Here is an 18,461-nt window from a genome sequence, read left to right as displayed (position 1 = left end):
CTGCCGTTGTTACAAATATACCGATTTTTTGAGAGGGATAAAAGTTTAATCCCAGCTTGTTCGCTATCCGAAATATGTTCCCTGTTCCAGATCCTGGATAAGGCCGATGCCCTTTGGCTGCCAGCCCAGTTGTTCGCGGGTTTGGGCGCTGGAAACTAAATTGTCCATGCCGGCGAAATGCCCGAACCAGCCAAAATGATCGGCAGCTTCTTCGTGGGATTTGCTCGCAACAGGCACATTCAGTTGCCGGCCAATCACAGCTGCGATGTCGCGGAAAGGTACACCTTCTTCGGCAGCCGCATGATACCTGGCACCTGCAGTTCCTTTTTCCAGGGCAAGCCTATACAAGCGGGCTGCATCGAGGCGGTGCACGGCCGCCCAGTGGTTAAGTCCCTCGCCTACATAGGCCGAAACTCCTTTTTCGCGGGCAAGGCCAATCAATACCGGCACAAAGCCATGGTCGCCATCACCATGTACGGTAGGTGGTAAGCGTAATACTATTGTATGTACACCCTGGGCCGCTACGGCCATTGTTGCTTCCTCCGTAGCTACACGGGGGAAAGATGCGGCGCCAAAATCGGGTATAATATCTTCGGTAGCTTTGGGGTTACCTCTCAGTAATCCGGTGCCCGAGGTAATAATAAGTGGACGATTGGATCCTGCAAGAGCTGCGCCCATCGTTTGTATCACCTGGCGGTCTGTTTCGCAGCTGGCCTTAAATTGTGCAAAATCATGGATAAAGCCAGTATGGATTACCCCATCAGCCATGGCTGCTCCCGACCGTATACTTTCGAGATCGGTCAGATCTCCCCGGTGCACCTCGGCGCCGGCGGCAATAAGAGATTTTGCACCTGCATCTGAACGCGTGAGCCCAAGCACCTGGTGCCCCGCGCTTATTAATTCCTGAACAACGGCTGAACCTACAAAACCTGTAGCGCCTGTTACAAATACACGCATGTTTGTTTGAATTAGATAAATAAAAAAAATGAATCGTTTTAACGATTCAAAATTGGTCAATGCCGCTTCGGGAAAAGAGGACATTTGACGCTGTTTTTCATTTATCGTTTGAGCTGGGCGTGCCGCACGCGGCTAAGGGTTTTGAGCGAAAGCCCTAGATACGAGGCAATCATATGCAAGGGTACACGCGCAAATACGCTGGGATAGGTTTGTACAAACTCATCGTATTTTTCTTCGGGTGTAGCACTGATGGTGCTAAATATGCGATCACGGCCCAAAGTAACGTTGCGGGAAATGAGCCGCTCTGTGAAATTTTTTAAACGAGGTACTTGTGCATACAGAAAATCAAAGTCTCTTTTGGTCCAAAAGATAATCTCGCTGTCTTCCAGTACATCAATATAATAACGGGAAGGAGTGCCGTTATGTAAACTATCTGGTTCGGTAACCCAAAAATTCTCTGGCGAAAACTGGATAATGTGTTCTGTGCCATCTTCGCTGGTACGGTAGGTGCGTATCAGGCCTTTGCACACAAATATCTTGAAGCGGCATATCTCGCCCTCCTGCAGCAACATCTGTTTTCTGTGCAATTTTCTTTCAACAGCAAAAGAGCACATCAGCCTGAACTCGTCATCAGGCAGCTGCATATTCTCCTTAAGGTAAGCTTCAAATCCGGCGTGCATATGAAAATCAAAAATAGGGAAAATATAGGGTGGGTAGTATACTGCCAATGTCATTAAATTAAAGAGTGCTCTCTAGGAGTAAAACTTTGCAGGAGGTAATCTGATATTGTATATAAACCTGCCATTACCAGCAGGCAACTTCATATACAAAATGTAATTACATTAGCTAAATAATTACGTATAGCTGTACCTGTAAAGCGAATGAATAAAATACCAATAAGGCATATCAACCCAACTCGAAAAGAGCCCGAGCTTTCGGAGAGCTTCAGCATTCGTAATGTTCGTGATATGCTGGCTGGTGAAGATATGGTACAGGAGTTGCATCGGCATGATTTCTTTTTTATTCTTGCCTTGAAAAATGGAACGGGCGAGCATGATATCGATTTTGTTCCTTATACCGTTGCCGGTCATACGGTATTCCTGATGCGCCCGGGGCAGGTACACCGGTTGGTACTCAAGGCAGGGAGCGAGGGCTATCTCCTGCAATTCAGCGCCAACTTTTACGCTCTCCGGCACAGCCTGTTGCGCAAGGCGGGTAATATCAGTCATTACCAACTTAATGAGACCCGGTTTCAGAAATTACTCTCGGCACTAAGTGGTATTTTTGAGGAATACACCGCTAAACAGCAAGGATACCAGGAGATAATTAAAGCCAACCTGGATATTTTTTTTATTGGGCTGGCACGTGAATATCATACTGCTGCTGATCATGCTAATCTGTATGTACAGGAGCAGCTCGACGTATTCTTAGAGCTTTTAAGAACACATGCGCTTGAGCAGAAAGAAGTAGCCCAATATGCAGCCATGATGAATCTTTCGGTTTACCAGCTTAATGCCATTACTAAAACAGCGGTTGGCAAAACCTGCTCCGGACTAATCAATGAGTATATCATACTTGAGGCTAAACGATATCTGTTGGCCACATCAAACCAGGTGACTCAAATAGCCCGGCAACTTGGTTATGAGGATGTTTCTTATTTTATCCGGTTTTTTAAAAAACATACCGGGCACTCGCCCGAGGCATTCCGCCATAATTTGGGGTAAGTCCTATACAACTCCGTTTTTATCCTATCGGCAGTCTTGCTATTCAAAATACCTTTGTAGTATAAAAACTGATTCTCTGAAAAATTAATAAATAGCTATGGAAAAATCGTGGGACGAACAATACAAAAATATGTGGGATGAGCGGTATAAAGACGAACACTATGTTTATGGAACCGCTCCTAATGTATTCTTTAAAGAATGGCTGCTGAAGTTTACACAGGGATCTATATTAATGCCTGCCGATGGAGAGGGACGTAATGGTGTTTTTGCCGCAACGATGGGCTGGGAGGTAACCTCCTTTGATCTGAGTACAGAAGGGAAAACAAAGGCCTTGCAGTTGGCTAAAGAGCATCATGTTATTATGAAATACCTGGTTGGCGACCTGGAACAACTGGAGTTTGAAATAGCTTCATTTGATGCCATTGGACTCATATATGCTCATTTTGCGGCCAATAAAAAATCGGCAATTCATAAAAGATTAAATAGCTATCTGAAACCAGGCGGAGTGGTTATTTTCGAGGCATTTAGTAAGGAACATCTGCATTTAAAAAAAATCAATCCTAAAGTTGGCGGACCAAATGAGGTGGATATGCTGTTTTCCAAAGCAGAAATGATAGCCGATTTTGAAGATTATGATATATTATTTTTAGAGGAACAAGAAATTTTTTTGGATGCCGGCAAATATCATCAGGGAAAAGGCTCTGTGATTAGGTTTGTAGGCAGAAAGCGTTTATGTTCCTTTAATAAATAACCTCTCTTCAAGAAAAACAATTACTTCTGCCTGGCTATATCTATGGTATGGTTCAGCATTAAAGTATCGCCCTGCCAGCCCTGATGTCCGGGGATAAGGTATTTGATATCATGAAAACGGTTTTTAACCCGGGTTACGCTCAATGGCCATTCAGCAATATTGCCATCTACTGTGTAACCCTTTTCGTTGGTATCCATGCTTTTGATGAGGCAGCCGCCAAATAATACTTTGGTTTGAGGCAGCCATATCACAATATTGTCCTTAGTATGGCCTTCGCCCGGGAAATACGTTTGCACTTTTACACCGCCTACATTAAAAACGGTGTCTTTAGTAAAAGTAAACTCGGGTTGTTTATCGTTATGTTGTTTGGCCAGTTGTTTGGTTAATACGGTGGTATAGGTTTTAGTGCCATTCTTTTTTAATACGTCGAGCCCTGCGGTACGGTCGGTATGGAAGTGAGTTGCTACGCAGAGCACTATCTTTTGATGATAGCGTTGTTTGATGGTATCTATCAGTTGCCGGGTCTGATCTTCATCCCAGGGGGTATCAATCAGTATGATGCCCCCTGGTGTTACAATATACAGGCCATTGGCCGGGAAGGGTGTTTTATCATCTGGCAATCCGTATGAAATATATACGTATACATTACCTGTTAAATGTTTTGTACTAATATGGAAAGGCCTGCTTTGCGCTTTGGCGAAAACGGACGATAGCAGGAATAAAGCGAACAATATATATTTCATGATTCAAAATTACATGAAGAACGAATTAATTACCTGTTGATTACTAATAAAGCCGTTAATTTTTTTTTATTTGTAATAAAAAATTAACTATGACACTAAAAGCAGGCCAGACGGCACCTCAATTCACCTTATTTTCAACCGACGTAAACGCGGTATCATTGTCTGATTTTAAAGGCAAAAAAGTAGTTATCCATTTCTTTCCTTTAGCTTTTACCGGTGTTTGCACCACACAACTGTGCACCATGCGCGATAGCTTTGGGTATTACGACGGATTGAATGCGGTGGTATTGGGTATATCTGTCGATTCGCCTTTTACGCTGGCTAAATTCAAGGCCGAAAATAATTATCAGTTTGATCTGCTGTCTGATTTTAACAAAGAAGTATCCTCTGCTTATGGCGCTTTGTACGAAGAATTTGCACTGGGCCTGAAAGGTGTATCCAAACGCTCGGCTTTTGTAATTGATGAAGAGCAGAATATTATTTATGCAGAAGTGCTGGAAGATGCAGGTCAACTGCCCGATTTTGCAGCTATTGCCGAGATAGTAAAGTAGTTTTTGACTGATGCTGAGCCGCAGGTTAAAAAAATGAAATAGCTTAGTAAGCATCAAATCAGCTATTTGGCTACTTATAAAAAATAAATCGGAAAGTTATTTTAAAAAAGTTTGCAACGGATGGTTAAAAATTCTATTTTTGCATTCCGTTTCAAAAAGCACTTGTAGCTCAATTGGATAGAGCACCTGACTACGGATCAGGAGGTTAGGGGTTCGACTCCCTTCAAGTGCACCATAACGTTAAGCCTTTCTGTGTAGTACCGAAAGGCTTTTAATTTGTATAGAGCATGCTAAATCTGGTATTGTTTGGCCCTCCCGGAGCAGGGAAAGGGACTCAGTCGCAAAAGCTTATTGAAAAACACGGTTTAATACACCTTTCAACAGGCGACCTTTTACGCGGCGAAATTGCACAAGGAACAACGCTTGGCTTAGAAGCAAAGAAACTGATGGATGAGGGGATGCTGGTTCCGGACGAGGTAGTTATAGGTATGATCAGCAATAAGCTGGATGCCAATAAAGATGCCGAAGGTTTTATATTTGATGGCTTCCCGCGTACCGTGGCACAAGCCGAAGCGTTAGATCAACTGCTGAAATCGAAAGAATCGGCCATATCTGGTATGATAGCCCTGGAGGTAAATGACGACGAACTGGAACACCGCCTTTTATTACGCGGTAAAGAATCTGGTCGTCCGGATGATGCCAATCCAGAAGTTATCCGCAAACGTATCAAAGAGTATAATGATAAAACAGCACCGGTTGCTAATTTTTATAAAAACCAGGCTAAGTTTACCAGCATAAATGGTATAGGCTCAATTGACCAGATATATGGTGCAATTGATACTGTTATCGAAAATTATTAAGTAAAAAGACAGTCCGCAAGTCGGGTAAGTCAGTAAAGTCCGGAAGTTGAGAAAGTCAAAATTCTTAGCCTTTCGGACTTTACTGACTTTCGGACTTCCCGGCTAAAAATCAAAATACAATGTCGCAGGGTTCTAATTTTGTTGATTATGTGAAAATCTGTTGCCGCTCTGGCCACGGAGGGGCGGGCTCTGCTCATTTACACCGTGATATATTAACATCCAAAGGTGGCCCGGATGGTGGCGATGGCGGCAGAGGCGGTCATGTGATCATCAAAGGCAACGCACAGCTCTGGACAATGCTTCACCTCAAATACCGTAAGCACGTAATTGCCGGCGACGGTGATTCTGGAGGTAGCTCTTTAAGAAGTGGAAAAACCGGGCGCGACGAGATATTGGAAGTGCCCCTGGGTACAACCGTAAAAAATGCCGAAACAGGTGAGATCATTTTCGAGATCACCCAGGATGGCGAAACAAAAATATTAACACCCGGCGGTCGCGGTGGCTTAGGCAACTGGCACTTTAAAACTGCTACCCAGCAAACGCCCCGCTTTGCCCAACCCGGCGAAGATGGCAGGGAAGAGTGGAATATATTGGAGCTGAAAATATTGGCCGATGTAGGTTTGGTAGGTTTCCCTAATGCGGGTAAATCAACCCTGCTTTCGGTAGTATCTGCTGCCAAGCCCGAGATTGCCGACTACGCCTTTACTACCCTGGTGCCTAACCTGGGTATCGTATCGTACCGTAATAACCGCTCATTTGTCATGGCCGATATCCCTGGGATCATCGAGGGGGCATCACAAGGCAAAGGTTTAGGTTTCAGATTCCTGAGACACATTGAACGTAACTCGGTACTATTATTTATGGTACCTGCCGACACTAACCGCAGCATTAAAGAAGAATACGAGATTTTACTGAATGAGCTGCAGCAATACAACTCAGAGTTGATGCACAAACCCCGCGTTTTAGCAGTTACTAAAATGGATATGCTTGACGATGAGTTGCAGGCCGAAATGAAAAAAGAACTCCCTGAGGGCGTTCCTTCCTTATTTATATCCTCCGTAGCGCAAAAAAACCTCACAGAACTGAAAGATCTTCTCTGGACGGAAATCAATAAAGGCGCTTAGAATTAAGAGTCAAGAGATAAGAACCAAGAATCAGGAAAGGGCTGTCCGAAGTCTCTGACTTCGGATTACTATGTCTGGAGTTTCTAGACTACCTGGAGCAATGTGCTTTATCCTGATTCCTGACTCTTATTTCTTGCTTCTCTTTTACTTCGCCGAATACAGCACATAATCATTACTCAGCATATCCATTTTAAAGCCCGTATAGCCCGGGAAACACTTGCGTATAATGTTTGATTTCGGGCCCATGTAACTTGCCGGTAAGAGGATAAAAATAGGCCCTGCATGGCCGTAATGTACGTAGTTATCATAATCAATTTTGATATCTGAGTCGATAGCCTCTAAAGTAATAAAACGGTTATGGTTAATTTCCAGCCCCAGATCCGGGCTGGTAAATACAAAAAGGGCGTTGTTATTCTTTTTGTCGAGATCCATAATGTAGTTTAAGGAGGGCTGGTCAATAAACATTTGGGCCAAACCCGATGTACCCCTGGCATTCACATTTTTATTTTGCAGATAACCCGGTACAAAATAGCGAAAGCTAAAAAAGGCAATCACCATACAAATAAAGCCAAACGCAGCTTTGTAAAATATGCCGCTCTGGCTTACTAAATATACTACTCCCGGCATAACTAACAGTCCAATTAAGCGCAGGTGCCTGGCTTCATAAGAGATGTAAGCTTGCTTCAAAAAGTTGTATCCAAAGAACAATATGGCAACGGAATAAAAAACAACAAGCAGCAAAGCGTACTTTTTACCGGGAGCTTTACGCACTATCCTGCTTACCAGTAAAATACTTAATAAGGCGGCTAATACTACTATAAGTACCGCCCAGAAATGGTTTACTATAGGTGTATCGTCATGATATATCAACCCATTCATGATATCATCAACCGAGAAGCCCGCTAATATAGGCGCGGCCATCGGGAAGCTAAAAGTTTCCCAGGCCAGTTTAATGCTTCCTGCTCCGGAGGCAGGTGTAGCGCCCCTTGATAAATAAAATTTATAAATCATTGCTAGCGATAGTACGGCTGGAATGCCTATCCAAAATCCTTTTTTTATCCATCCCCATATATTGGTTTGACCCAAGGATAAGGTTATCCATAGATAAATACAACCCGCCCCATAAATCCATAAAAAGGACGATTTACAGCAAAAGCCTATCCAGCCGGAGAGCAGCAGAAAAACTACTATTTTCCACCCAGGTTTATCAATAGCAGCACAGCCATACAGGAACCATCCGGCGAAGCCGAAAAGCAAAACTTCCCCACCGTTATAAAAAACATAAGGAACGATGAAAGCCTGCTGGCAGGCAATAATCAACACGCTGAAAGCGGCAACCAAAGGCGTAAAACCCACCTTTTTGAATAACAGGTAAAAGCCAGCTAAACCAGATAAAGTGAATAATGTAACCGTAACTGCAGCCGCTTTGCCGGTATTAATACCCAGTATCAACTTAAAAATATAGGGTACAAGGTATTGTCCCGGCGACCACCAGGTTAAAAATTCGCTTGAATTTTTAGCAACGTCGGCATGATCGGGCTTGATGGCCATATTAAAACCACCACCCATTTGCATGGCGCGTAATACCTGGAAACCCCAGCATGAATCGGGAAAAATTGAAGTAGGATACAGGTATATCATCGTACCCAAAATAAGGACGAGGATACCCAGGGCAGCTAAAATAATTTGGTGGATGTGAGACTTTTGTGCTGGCATATTAAGTTTAGGGTTGATGTGTGATAATACGGTCGCGGATCTTTACGGCAGGGTTCCCCTGGTATATACTGTACGCTTCGAGGTTTTTGGTAGCCACAGAGCCACTGGTTAGTACCGCGTGACTGGCAATTGTAATGCCCAGATTTACTATAGCGCCGGCACCTATCCAGGCGCCATCTTCAATAATAAGTGATTGGGTTATGAGGTTAAAACTTGTTTTTTTATAATCATGACTACCGGTGAGTAACACAGCACCCTGCGACAGGCATACATGGGCGCCGATGCTGATGGTAACCAAACTATCTATCCATGCCTTTTCACCTATCCAGCTTTGATCGCCGATGCTCAGGTGCCAGGGATATTTGATATTTACACAAGGTTTAATAGTTACGTTTTTACCAACTTTTGCACCAAATATCCGGAGTAAAAACACCTTAAACCCGCTGATGGGTAACAAGCTGGTTTTAAAGAATAAAGCATTTACATAAAACCACAATAACCTTTTTACAGCATTGCCCCCCGGATGAAAAGGATGATTGTTATAGGTAGATAGATCGGTTTTATGCATGATGGTTAATGGTACGGTCTTTACTTTTAACCCAAAAATAAAGACAGATCATAATCAGTATGTAGATAATAATATTAAAGATAGTATGATGATCAATTACCTGGTTTGTTTTTTTACTCCAAAACAAGGCTAACAGCACAAAGCGGATAATGTTTAAAAACTGGATACCTAATAGTCCTGAAATCAGAAACCAAAGCTTTGAGCTTAGTTTTTTAGGATAGGCAATTACAAAGGCTGTAAAGAAGCTCATCACCCCTAGGCCCAGGCAATCATAAGCTAATCTGATAGTACCTTTACCCGCTACCAACAAATCGATATGGTTGTAAATTACATCAAAACCAAATGCCCTAAGTATTAAGGCGCTGCCTGATAGTAAAAGTGAGCGCAACCATTGTATATAATTAAAATTTATCGCTAAAAAGTGGCTGTAATAATTTCCGGGACTGGTAATGCCCAGAAACAGTAAATTGAAGTAATAAAACAGCAGGAACAGAAAAAGAAAGGTAACTATAAATTTGATTGCCGGGTTTTTCATGTTCAATAACTAACGCTCAAAGTGTTTGCTGTTTTTTTGACCGCCTAAGTTCATAAAGCTTAACATCAATTAAAAATCTGAACCAAAAGCCCTGTAAAAAATGAAATATAAATCCCCTGGTACCATCTAAAAAACCCAATCTGATAAAATATCTGATCATAAAATAAAAAACCGGTCTTATAAACAGTGGGAGCGATTCATATTGTTTTTTCATATACCGCCTTCTCTCCATCGGGTTGCCCAATAGTTTGGGTTTAATTAATGAGGTATTGTTCCCGGTGGTCTGTGTTTGTTGGGCAAACAGGTATTGGGCCTCGAGCGTAGCCCAATGGTTGTGTCTTACAATAAAAGTATTAACCGAATCGGTAATAATATCTATAATATCGTTTTTAAGAATGTTTGTTTTACCGGTGACCACAAAATGCTGATCGTACAGTTTCTCTTCGCAATGGCCAAAACCTTTGCGAAACAAATTGGCGTGATATGTTGGATAATGACCGCCATGCTTTATCCATTTATCCATAAATAAGGTTTGGCGGCTTATTAAAAAACCATTGACCCCGGTATCTATATCGTGACTAAATAAATCGGTCAGTTCATTTGCCAGGGCTTCGGTAACCCGATGATCAGCATCGATGTTAAGTGTCCATTCGGCTTCCAATGGTAAATTTTGCAGGGCCCAATTTCGTTGGGAGGCATAATTCTCAAATGGATGATGAAAAACATGGGTGTTATAGGGTTCACATATAGCTAAAGTACGATCGGTAGAACCTGAGTCGACAATAAATATTTTTGCGTTTAACTTCGATACGCTTTGCAGGCAGGCCTCAATGTTTTTTTCCTCGTTAAACGTTAAGATAACAATGTCAATACTTTCGCTCATCTAAGATTTGCTTTTACGATCATTGATTTCCAGAAATAAGGTATTCGTCCGCTGCCTTTAAAGTCCGTTACTTTAAAATCATGTTCCTGCAATATGGCAGATAATGTTTTAAACGACCAGAATTTAATATGCCCGCCCTGCCATAGCGGACTTATATGTGTATCCCATTTATTAAATAAACTGATAAATAAATTTTTTAAATAGCCATGATAAGGAGTTGATAAAATAAGCTCGCCATTGGTTTTACTTAATATATCTCTACAAAGGCTGATGAACAGATATGGATCATAAAGGTGCTCGATAACTTCTGTTGAAACAATAGTATCAAAAGGTAAATGGCTTATTTGCTGTGGTAAGCCGCCGCTTGACAGATCCTGTATAAAAAAGCGCCCCGGATTTGTTTTATTGGCTATCGTAATGCCTTGTTCTGAAGCATCGATACCATAAGCGTTAAATCCTTGCGAAATCAGGTAATTTACAAAATAACCATTACCGCAGCCTAAATCCAGGATGCAGGAGTTATTTGTTTTATGGAGCAATGAAAGCAGGGGAGCCAACATATAATCAAACGCGTGGCAGGGGTTATCGTTCGGATATCCGTAGTCTTGGTACGTTGTCATGCTGATATAATTTGCTGATACATGTTCAGGTATTGGTTTACTAAGCGGCTTTCGTTAAAGTCATCACGTATGATTGCCCCGGCCGAGTTTCTGATACGAAGCAGATCGGTATGTTGTTGCGCGATACGGCCGATGGCCTCTTTTATGGATTGTGGATTGGGCAGGCATAACCAGCCAAGCTGTTTGTTTTTTACATAATCTGCCAGGCCAACAGTTTCGCTGATGAGTACTGCCGTACCTGCACTCAGGCTTTCAATCACCGTATTGCCAAAATTTTCATCATGTGAAGGTAGCACAAAAAGGTGATGCTGCCCGAGCAATTCAAATTTGGAATCGTTAATGAAGCCTGTCCAGGTAATGTGATCATCAATGTTTTTTTGAATAGCTAATGCTTTCAATTGATCGATGTAAATACTATTACCCGTGCCAGCAATAGTAAGATGGAAGGGGATTTTTATCATGCCAAGCGCATTCAGCAAAATATCCAGGCCCTTTTTCTCTTCTATTCTGGAAAGGAAAATTAATTTGATTGGGTCAGCAATAAGGATCTCCTCCGGAGATGTATTATCAGGTAGTTTTACAAAATTGTAAATGGTGGTGATGCTTTTATACCTGACGATGCTATTAACCGAGTTCTGTTCATATTCTGAAGTAGTGTGGATATGACATCTTTTTAATAAAGGCCTGGTAAGCAAACGATGGATGAGGGATTTTATCATCCCGTTTTTGTTTTTAAAAGAATAAGGACTTAACGTGCCCCTGGCCGAAACCACAACGGGCACTTTGCGCCATACTGCTATAAGGCATGATAAAACCGAAACCAAATTCCACCAGGCTTGAATATGTACTACATCGTATTTCTTAACGTTTTGCCAAGCCGACTTTAATAAGGCGGGTGAAAAATGGGTATGATCTTTAGTAATCCGTTTAAAATAGGTAACGGTTACTCCATCTATGTTTACAGGCTGGTTTGGTGTTACAGGTAGTTCATTTGACCCATTAGCCGTTGTGGTATACACCATGATGTCGCAACCCGCTTTTGTCAATTGCTCGCACAGCATGGATACCGACATAATGGGGCCACCATAAATAAACGCGGGTTTGTAAGAAGCCGAGATTTGTAAAATTTTCAAACCTTTTGAAGGATATGGGTTGCTGTAAGTATTTTATGAATGATCAGCATGGTAATATAACTCCAGAATACACTGTTAATTAAAAACTCAAAACTAAGTCCGCGCCACATTATTTGAAACAAGCCGCTAAAAATGAGCGCTGTGCCCAGGATATATCCGCCAAAGAGTTTCTCGGCCTGCAGCGCTATCAACTGAGCGATGGCGCCGTAGGCAAATAAACATAAAATGATACCTAAAGCTCCTCCCGAAAGATAGGCATCCACAATAAATGCAGGTTTAGCCGATACATTGGAAAAACGGTTAATAACCCCGGCATTGTAAACCCGTTCCATAATCATTTCTTCGGTAATGGGTTTAGAGGGCCAGAATATCCGTGGAATAATAGCCGTGCCGGATTGTTTAAGCAATGTAAAACCATAATAATCTACCTGTTTGGGGGTTGATTGTACAAAACGGGTAAACATATCTATTTCGCTTAGGCGATTCACTAAAAACGACCAGTTGGAATCATCACCTTCGCCATCATTGTTTAGGGTAGCATCTAAAGCTAATTGACTGGCTTCGCTGGCATTGCTGTTACCTGCCCATGCATTTTGCCTGAAAACACGATTGTAGGTAGGCAAAAAAATAAATAACAACAGTAATAGGGGGATGAAAGTAAAGGTAACTGCCTTTTTATAATTGGGATACAGGAATATTCCTAATACCATTACGCTTACGATAATAGGCTCTTTAAAGCCCGAGATGAGCGACTGATAAAAATTAAAACAGTAAAAACCGATGCATATCAGCGTGTTGCCAATTTTTTTGAGCGGGATGGCAAATGCCAAAGCCAATGTACCTGCAATGAAGCTGAGCGAATTAAACTGATAGGAGAACTGTGATAGCCCCGGTACTTTTAAAAACAAAACAGATACAGGAAAACTAATCATAGCAAATAACATGAGCAGATTAGCCAGTTTTTGTGTATCTGCCTGATAAATCTTTTGGGCCGGATAATCCATAAAGATGAGCATCCCTAAAACAAGAGAAGCATGGCCCAAACAATAATAGCGCTGGCATTGCGCCGTGAGCAGCAGTTTTTCATGGTCGACTAAAATATAGCCTGGTTTTACAAAGTTTTCATACCCCATTACATCCATAAAATAAAAAATGGAAGTACAGGCCATGTATCCGGCAAAAATGATCTGGACTAAAAAAATAGGGCGCATGAGCTGGCCTGCAATGCTTCTGTCGGCAGGTATGGGTTTTACCCATCCGCTTAATGTAAGCCAGAATATCAAAAACGAACCTAGTCAGGCAATAAAATAAGAGAGCACAGGGTCGCTTTTAAATAAAAGGGAGAGCCCCCAGGGTAAAAATAATATGAAAAACCGCTCCAACGGAGCTTGATTAGTTCGCATAGTTATGCTTTACGGTATTTAAAATGGCAGTTACCTGCTTGTCAAAGCTCCAGTCGGCAATTTTATGTTGAGCATTGAGGCCTAAAGTATTCAATCTGGATTTGTCTTTCAAAAGCGCGCCAAGCTTTTGGGTAATATCCGATAAATTTTCCGAATCAAAAATATCACCGGTTATTCCTGGTATAACCAGATCGGCAGCACAACCTGCTTTATTAGATACTAGCACGGGTGTACCAGCTGCCATGGCCTCGTTTACAGCAAGTCCCCATGTTTCGCCGGGACCTTTGGATGGCAGGCAAAAAAGATCAGCCGCCAGATATACCACCGGCATGATTGATTGATTTTGGAAATCCATAAAATGAATCCGCTTATTCATGCTGGCTCTTGTTTTTAAGGGAATCTCTAAAATACCGCTTCCCACCAGTAATAAATGAGCAGCTGGTTTATTTAAAGCCAAAAAAGCGTCGATGAGTAATTGTGGTGATTTTTTATCCTCAAACTTGCCTGCAAAAAGTATCAGGGTATCCTCTTCGGTAACACCCAGGCTTTGCCTTAGCTTTAAAGCTTCCTGATTTCTGTTGATGTTAAATCTTTCGTTATCTATGGCGTGCGGAGCAAAGGTTAATTGCTGATCAGTTAGTCCGTATTTTTTAAAATAAGTTTTGCTGTTGACCCCCACATAAAAAGCATGATCAACGTGCCGGTAAACCCATTTTAAAAAAACAGATCTTAAAAACGCACGGATACCCGGTTTTATATCGAGCAGGGTGGAGTCGCCCCTGAAATATACGGGTAGTTTATGGTGATAATAACGAATAGCTTTTAAGTGACTGTTGAAGGCCCAGCCAAATACCAATAAAGCATTGGGCTGCCATTGGTTTATCTGATTGATCAAGCCGGGATTAATGATCCCGTTACGATGATGTGTACCAGGGTCTGATGCGGTGTTGGTTACCCATTCAAAATTATACCCTTGCAGCAGCGGGATATCCCAGTCAACTTTTTGCCCAAAACCGGGATCAAATTTTTCCATGGCTTTTTCGCCCCAGGTATAAAATACCCTGATCTCTATGCTCCGGCTTTCAGCCAGCAATTTAAAAACAGGGGCATAGTATTGTACTGGGTGGGTGGTTATAATGGCTAAGCGCATAGTTTGTGAAAAGTCGGGAGGAAAATAAAAAATCGTTTACTTATTGTTGACATATTTAAACTTCAACTTTTTATGTCTTGATTCTCAACTCTTGATTCATGTCTCTCAATTAAAACCTGATTAAAAAGCCGGCACTGATTCATTGTCATTTGTTGTGCCGAATATTTGTTGATCGTTTCCCGATTATACAAAGGTGGTTCGGGATCGCCGTTATTGAGTTGTGAAAAAAACTCGTTAATATTTGTTGCCGTTACATTTTCATAATCATACACATGGTTTACTCCATATGCTTTGAGTATTGGCATTGCAGAGCTTTTTCCGTTAAAAATAGCCAGCAACGGTTTTTGAGTAAGCAGATACGGATAAATTTTTGATGCCGTATATTGAGGATCGTCCGAGCCTGGAATAAAAAGCGCGCTGGCTTGCTGCAAGGTAAGCAGGGTATGATAATAACTGATACGATCGGTTATTTCCACAACATGGTCTGCTACTCCGTATTGTTGAGCAAGAGGCAATATGGTTAGTTTACCCTGACCTGCCTGTGCATAGCTGGTTCCTATAAAGTAAAATTTCAACCGAGTAAAAAAGGTGTTTTCTGGATCAGATAACCCCTTTTTAAGCGCTTCAAATACGGGTATCATGGCTTTGTGCATATCTGCGCCACCGCGACCAGTATATACAATATTGATAAAACCGGCCTCTAATAAGTTCGCAAATTTTGTTTGATTTTCACGGGCGATGGACAAGTCTGGTTCAAACGCACCAAAAGTGATTACTGCCGACGGCTTATTTTTTATAAGGGGATACCTGTTTTTCAAAGCATCGATATAACCTTCGGAAACACTGATTAACCCATCGGCATTTTTTATAGCGATAGGTTCCAGGTATTTGTTTAAACGGTACGAGAACCAGTATTTAGATGGCTGCTGCACCCGTGGTTTGTTTCGGTAGTAGTCAGAATGCCAGGGATCCTGCATATCGATAACATAAGGGATACCATACTTTTTTTTCCAATAGGCGCCTAAAATACAAACCGGGAATTGAGTGGTTGAAAAATAGATGAGGTCGAATTTTCCGTCCTTCAAAAGCCGGTTAACTTTATGGCGATAGAACCAAAGCGATCGTAAAGCGATACTCCCCAGGCCCAGTTTAGATGTCCATTGTTTATTCAATGCTTTGACGCGGTGTACTGGGATATCATTAGGGATACTTTGAAGCAGCAAGGGGTCCATCTGAATATCCGCATAATGCTCATCCACCATCACCACCTCTGCATTCCAGCCTTCACCTGCAAAATAAGGCAGGCTCATACGTACCCGCTGCATGTCAGCCGCGTTTACCGGTGGAAAATAAGGAGATATGATGAGGAGGTTTTTGATTTCGGAATTCGAATTTTTGATATAGGATTTATTTTGATTTTAGAACGCACTTTTATTATCCTGATTCTTGACTCTCTATTATGCGCCTAAATATTTTACTTTCATTTTCCCAGTTCAGCTGTGTTTGTCCCAACTGATAGTTCATTTGTTTTGTTTGCAGTAACTTTTCCGGGTTTTGGGCATATTCCAATATACAATTGGCCAGGGAGGTGATATCTTCTTTTTGATATAAGCTCCCTGTGGCTGGATATTGTTCCAGGAAAAGGCGCTGGGCCTGTGTGTCGCTGGCAATGATAGCCAGACCGGTTTGTATATAAGTGAAAATTTTATTAGTAAGGCAAATATCCCTGTTTAGGTTAGGGGCAGTTTCTGTAGCCATGCCGATATCAAATCGGGCAGCAAATTTAAAAAGCTCATCCGGGGCAATAGGCTGGTGAAAATGAATTTGATCAGTAGCAAGATGATTGTATTTTGCGAGGTCCGTGATCATCAGCTTATCCTCGTCAGAGCAATTTCCCAGTAAGTGTAATTCTGCTTGTTTTGTAATAAGCGTCATGGCCCCGATGATGTTTTCGATTCCCCGCTCAACTCCTATGGTTTGTGAAAACCAAAAGAGTTTTAAAGGCTGCGTTACATGGATTTTTGATTCAACCGGAAGATCAATCCTGGGGAAAACATTATTGATCACTATAGGATTCAAGTAGGGATAAGCTTGTTTGTAATGCTGCGCAATAAGCGGACTTGCCGCCGTAAAATAATTTGTATGAGGGAAGTATTTTTCTTCAATAAATTTATTCAGCAGATAGCCTTTTTCAGTCTTGGTTTTGAACTGTCCCGAATGCATATCCTCAGCATCATACCCCACTTTTGCACCGTTAAATTTTGCCGCCATAACAGCCGCCGGCAATGCACCAAGATTGTGGGCGATATACAGATCGGTTTTTATAGATCTGGCCGTAGCCAGCGCTTCTGTATGCGTACGGGATATGGCATTTTCGGATATGCCAAAAGCTTTGGTATAGTTAAAAAGACGCCAACTTGTTTTTTGCCGCAAACGTGTTTTATAATAGCTTAATTTTTCGTTCACAGGATCACCGCCGCAATAAATGTATACATCTTTGTTTCTGTTGACGATCTCCTGATCAAACTCCCGCGCCCATTCCTGATAAAAGCAGCAGATAACCTTAACCTGGTAACCCAGCTTAATTAATGTTTCAACTTCCTTAACCAACCTGGGATTGGTACTTGGCTGCCCGGTAGTAAGGAAGGTGATGTTTTTTATTTCGGATTTGAGATGTTCGATTGCGGATTTATTTTAATTGTCGTGATACTTGATACTAGCTACTTGACACCAATCTATACAATTCTTCATACCGCTTAGCCATTACTGCCGAGCTGAACTTTTCTTCGGCCACCTGGCGGCATTGTGATCGGCTTAATGCTGATATATTATTCACCCCTTCCATCATTTCGTTGATATTGTTGCATACAAAACCGGTTGATCCGTTGGTGACCACTTCGGGTATTGCGCCCCTGTTAAATCCAATTACGGGTGTACCGCAGGCCAGGGCTTCGGCCATAACAATGCCAAAAGGCTCATCCCAGGTAACCGGCATCAGCATGGCGCAGGCCTTACCTAATAACTCGTTTTTTTGAATATTATTAACCGGACCGATGTATTTGATCTGGTCCTGATCAATAAATGGCCGTATCTGTTCATTAAAGTATTGCTGGTGAATTGGCTCGTCTGGAATATTACCAGCTATGATCAGTTTTTTGTTTGTTTTAAGCGCTATTTCAATAGCTATGGCTGTTCCTTTTTCCTGTTGTATCCGCCCTAAAAATACCAGTGGCGCATCTGCATTAACTTCGGCGTTAAATAGATAATCGTCCATATCCACACTGTTGTAAATGGCAGTTACCTGACCGATATGATTGATCTGTCCGGCAATAAAATGGCTGCAGGCCGTAAAATAAAGTGAGTTTTTTGCAGCGATTTTTACCGCTTTTTTTACCTGCGATAGCGTGGGCGGCAACTGGTACGAAACGATTTTGGGCTGTTTAAAAGGCATGAGCGACGCTATATTACTCATCCGGCCGAAAGTGTGTACAACGTCGAAATTTTTAAAAAGAAGGGAAGAGGTTAGCAGATTGATTTTTGTAAAATCTTTTAATCCGTAATTTTCAGACTCCCGGTAACCTATAAGTCTGCAGCCTGGCTGAGAATCCGGATTGGCATACAACGTTACATCGTGCCCCATTTTCATCAACTCCACAGTCAGTACATATACCACGCGTTCTATACCACCATATTGTTCCGGAGGTACTGGTATCAAAGGGTTTACGATAAGGGCTATTTTCAAT

Annotated in this window: 18 protein-coding genes, 1 tRNA gene and 1 pseudogene; 6 read left to right on the top strand and 14 right to left on the bottom strand. The window is 41.9% G+C overall.

Annotated elements, in window-relative coordinates:
* Positions 1 to 63 precede the first annotated feature (63 nt).
* Positions 64 to 957, bottom strand: a complete 894-nt coding sequence (locus G7092_RS14300) for an SDR family oxidoreductase (protein ID WP_166090435.1) — start codon at positions 955 to 957, stop codon at positions 64 to 66.
* Positions 958 to 1,058: 101 nt separating this feature from the next.
* Positions 1,059 to 1,691 (bottom strand): Crp/Fnr family transcriptional regulator, encoded by a 633-nt coding sequence (locus tag G7092_RS14295; protein WP_235953826.1) that lies wholly within the window; start codon positions 1,689 to 1,691, stop codon positions 1,059 to 1,061.
* 147 nt (positions 1,692 to 1,838) lie between these two features.
* Here G7092_RS14295 and G7092_RS14290 point away from each other — a divergent pair, with 147 nt between their 5' ends.
* Together G7092_RS14290 and G7092_RS14285 are read left to right on the top strand one after the other, a co-directional pair.
* Entirely contained in the window at positions 1,839 to 2,681 is an 843-nt protein-coding gene (locus G7092_RS14290; RefSeq protein WP_166090433.1) for a helix-turn-helix domain-containing protein, read from the top strand.
* Positions 2,682 to 2,778: 97 nt separating this feature from the next.
* Entirely contained in the window at positions 2,779 to 3,432 is a 654-nt protein-coding gene (locus G7092_RS14285) for a class I SAM-dependent methyltransferase (RefSeq protein WP_166090431.1), read from the top strand.
* Positions 3,433 to 3,452: 20 nt separating this feature from the next.
* Here the strand turns inward: G7092_RS14285 and bla are convergent, their stop codons facing one another.
* On the bottom strand, positions 3,453 to 4,175 hold the full coding sequence (gene bla / locus G7092_RS14280; RefSeq protein ID WP_166090429.1) for a subclass B1 metallo-beta-lactamase: 723 nt from the start codon (positions 4,173 to 4,175) through the stop codon (positions 3,453 to 3,455).
* 89 nt (positions 4,176 to 4,264) lie between these two features.
* On the opposite strand from bla, the gene G7092_RS14275 reads away from it, so the two are divergent.
* The 4 genes from G7092_RS14275 (at position 4,265) to obgE (ending at position 6,710) form a co-directional block, all read left to right on the top strand.
* Positions 4,265 to 4,726 carry a redoxin domain-containing protein gene (locus G7092_RS14275; RefSeq protein ID WP_166090427.1) on the top strand — a complete coding sequence of 154 codons (462 nt, stop codon included), beginning with the start codon at positions 4,265 to 4,267 and terminating at the stop codon, positions 4,724 to 4,726.
* A 158-nt stretch (positions 4,727 to 4,884) separates the two neighbouring features.
* Positions 4,885 to 4,961 (top strand) — tRNA-Arg (locus G7092_RS14270).
* A gap of 52 nt (positions 4,962 to 5,013) precedes the next feature.
* Positions 5,014 to 5,586 carry an adenylate kinase gene (locus G7092_RS14265; RefSeq protein WP_166090425.1) on the top strand — a complete coding sequence of 191 codons (573 nt, stop codon included), beginning with the start codon at positions 5,014 to 5,016 and terminating at the stop codon, positions 5,584 to 5,586.
* Positions 5,587 to 5,705: 119 nt separating this feature from the next.
* Positions 5,706 to 6,710 carry a GTPase ObgE gene (gene obgE / locus G7092_RS14260; protein ID WP_166090423.1) on the top strand — a complete coding sequence of 335 codons (1,005 nt, stop codon included), beginning with the start codon at positions 5,706 to 5,708 and terminating at the stop codon, positions 6,708 to 6,710.
* A gap of 144 nt (positions 6,711 to 6,854) precedes the next feature.
* Here obgE and G7092_RS14255 read toward each other — a convergent pair whose 3' ends face one another.
* From G7092_RS14255 to G7092_RS14205, 11 genes and pseudogenes are all read right to left on the bottom strand, one after another.
* Entirely contained in the window at positions 6,855 to 8,426 is a 1,572-nt protein-coding gene (locus G7092_RS14255) for a hypothetical protein (RefSeq protein WP_166090420.1), read from the bottom strand.
* A 7-nt stretch (positions 8,427 to 8,433) separates the two neighbouring features.
* Complete coding sequence (locus G7092_RS14250; RefSeq protein WP_166090418.1) at positions 8,434 to 8,994, bottom strand: putative colanic acid biosynthesis acetyltransferase; 561 nt, start codon at positions 8,992 to 8,994, stop codon at positions 8,434 to 8,436.
* Positions 8,987 to 9,529, bottom strand: a complete 543-nt coding sequence (xrtY, locus tag G7092_RS14245) for an exosortase Y (RefSeq protein WP_166090416.1) — start codon at positions 9,527 to 9,529, stop codon at positions 8,987 to 8,989. The genes G7092_RS14250 and xrtY overlap by 8 nt, the downstream gene beginning before the upstream one ends.
* Before the next feature lie 16 nt (positions 9,530 to 9,545).
* Positions 9,546 to 10,412, bottom strand: coding sequence for a glycosyltransferase family 2 protein (locus tag G7092_RS14240; protein WP_166090413.1), 867 nt, complete (start codon positions 10,410 to 10,412; stop codon positions 9,546 to 9,548).
* Positions 10,409 to 11,032 carry a class I SAM-dependent methyltransferase gene (locus tag G7092_RS14235; RefSeq protein WP_166090411.1) on the bottom strand — a complete coding sequence of 208 codons (624 nt, stop codon included), beginning with the start codon at positions 11,030 to 11,032 and terminating at the stop codon, positions 10,409 to 10,411. Before G7092_RS14235 ends, G7092_RS14240 begins: the two co-directional genes overlap by 4 nt.
* On the bottom strand, positions 11,029 to 12,165 hold the full coding sequence (locus G7092_RS14230) for an XrtY-associated glycosyltransferase XYAG1 (protein WP_166090409.1): 1,137 nt from the start codon (positions 12,163 to 12,165) through the stop codon (positions 11,029 to 11,031). The genes G7092_RS14235 and G7092_RS14230 overlap by 4 nt, the downstream gene beginning before the upstream one ends.
* Positions 12,162 to 13,568 (bottom strand): annotated as a pseudogene (locus tag G7092_RS14225) (exosortase Y-associated Wzy-like protein). Before G7092_RS14225 ends, G7092_RS14230 begins: the two are co-directional and overlap by 4 nt.
* Positions 13,558 to 14,718, bottom strand: a complete 1,161-nt coding sequence (locus G7092_RS14220; RefSeq protein ID WP_166090406.1) for a glycosyltransferase family 4 protein — start codon at positions 14,716 to 14,718, stop codon at positions 13,558 to 13,560. Before G7092_RS14220 ends, G7092_RS14225 begins: the two are co-directional and overlap by 11 nt.
* Positions 14,719 to 14,780: 62 nt before the next feature.
* Positions 14,781 to 16,043: a glycosyltransferase gene (locus G7092_RS14215; protein ID WP_235953824.1), complete on the bottom strand. Its 1,263-nt coding sequence runs from the start codon at positions 16,041 to 16,043 to the stop codon at positions 14,781 to 14,783.
* A gap of 109 nt (positions 16,044 to 16,152) precedes the next feature.
* Complete coding sequence (locus G7092_RS14210) at positions 16,153 to 17,328, bottom strand: glycosyltransferase family protein (protein WP_166090404.1); 1,176 nt, start codon at positions 17,326 to 17,328, stop codon at positions 16,153 to 16,155.
* 106 nt (positions 17,329 to 17,434) lie between these two features.
* Positions 17,435 to 18,460: a glycosyltransferase family 4 protein gene (locus G7092_RS14205; protein ID WP_166090402.1), complete on the bottom strand. Its 1,026-nt coding sequence runs from the start codon at positions 18,458 to 18,460 to the stop codon at positions 17,435 to 17,437.
* Between the last annotated feature and the right edge of the window lies 1 nt (position 18,461).

The sequence above is a fragment of the Mucilaginibacter inviolabilis genome (assembly GCF_011089895.1).
Classification (GTDB): domain Bacteria; phylum Bacteroidota; class Bacteroidia; order Sphingobacteriales; family Sphingobacteriaceae; genus Mucilaginibacter; species Mucilaginibacter inviolabilis.
The sequence above is the reverse complement of the archived record's forward strand: the minus strand, read 5'-3'. Positions and strand labels throughout refer to the sequence as shown.

Bases quoted from the DNA above. Each gene is read 5' to 3' on its own strand.
- G7092_RS14215 (WP_235953824.1), bottom strand. From the start codon at position 16,043: ATGCAGCGGGTACGTATGAGCCTGCCTTATTTTGCAGGTGAAGGCTGG.
- G7092_RS14255 (WP_166090420.1), bottom strand. From the start codon at position 8,426: ATGCCAGCACAAAAGTCTCACATCCACCAAATTATTTTAGCTGCCCTG.
- G7092_RS14265 (WP_166090425.1), top strand. From the start codon at position 5,014: ATGCTAAATCTGGTATTGTTTGGCCCTCCCGGAGCAGGGAAAGGGACT.
- G7092_RS14220 (WP_166090406.1), bottom strand. From the start codon at position 14,718: ATGCGCTTAGCCATTATAACCACCCACCCAGTACAATACTATGCCCCT.
- G7092_RS14285 (WP_166090431.1), top strand. From the start codon at position 2,779: ATGGAAAAATCGTGGGACGAACAATACAAAAATATGTGGGATGAGCGG.
- G7092_RS14275 (WP_166090427.1), top strand. From the start codon at position 4,265: ATGACACTAAAAGCAGGCCAGACGGCACCTCAATTCACCTTATTTTCA.
- xrtY (WP_166090416.1), bottom strand. From the start codon at position 9,529: ATGAAAAACCCGGCAATCAAATTTATAGTTACCTTTCTTTTTCTGTTC.
- obgE (WP_166090423.1), top strand. From the start codon at position 5,706: ATGTCGCAGGGTTCTAATTTTGTTGATTATGTGAAAATCTGTTGCCGC.
- G7092_RS14295 (WP_235953826.1), bottom strand. From the start codon at position 1,691: ATGACATTGGCAGTATACTACCCACCCTATATTTTCCCTATTTTTGAT.
- G7092_RS14300 (WP_166090435.1), bottom strand. From the start codon at position 957: ATGCGTGTATTTGTAACAGGCGCTACAGGTTTTGTAGGTTCAGCCGTT.
- bla (WP_166090429.1), bottom strand. From the start codon at position 4,175: ATGAAATATATATTGTTCGCTTTATTCCTGCTATCGTCCGTTTTCGCC.
- G7092_RS14240 (WP_166090413.1), bottom strand. From the start codon at position 10,412: ATGAGCGAAAGTATTGACATTGTTATCTTAACGTTTAACGAGGAAAAA.
- G7092_RS14235 (WP_166090411.1), bottom strand. From the start codon at position 11,032: ATGACAACGTACCAAGACTACGGATATCCGAACGATAACCCCTGCCAC.
- G7092_RS14250 (WP_166090418.1), bottom strand. From the start codon at position 8,994: ATGCATAAAACCGATCTATCTACCTATAACAATCATCCTTTTCATCCG.
- G7092_RS14290 (WP_166090433.1), top strand. From the start codon at position 1,839: ATGAATAAAATACCAATAAGGCATATCAACCCAACTCGAAAAGAGCCC.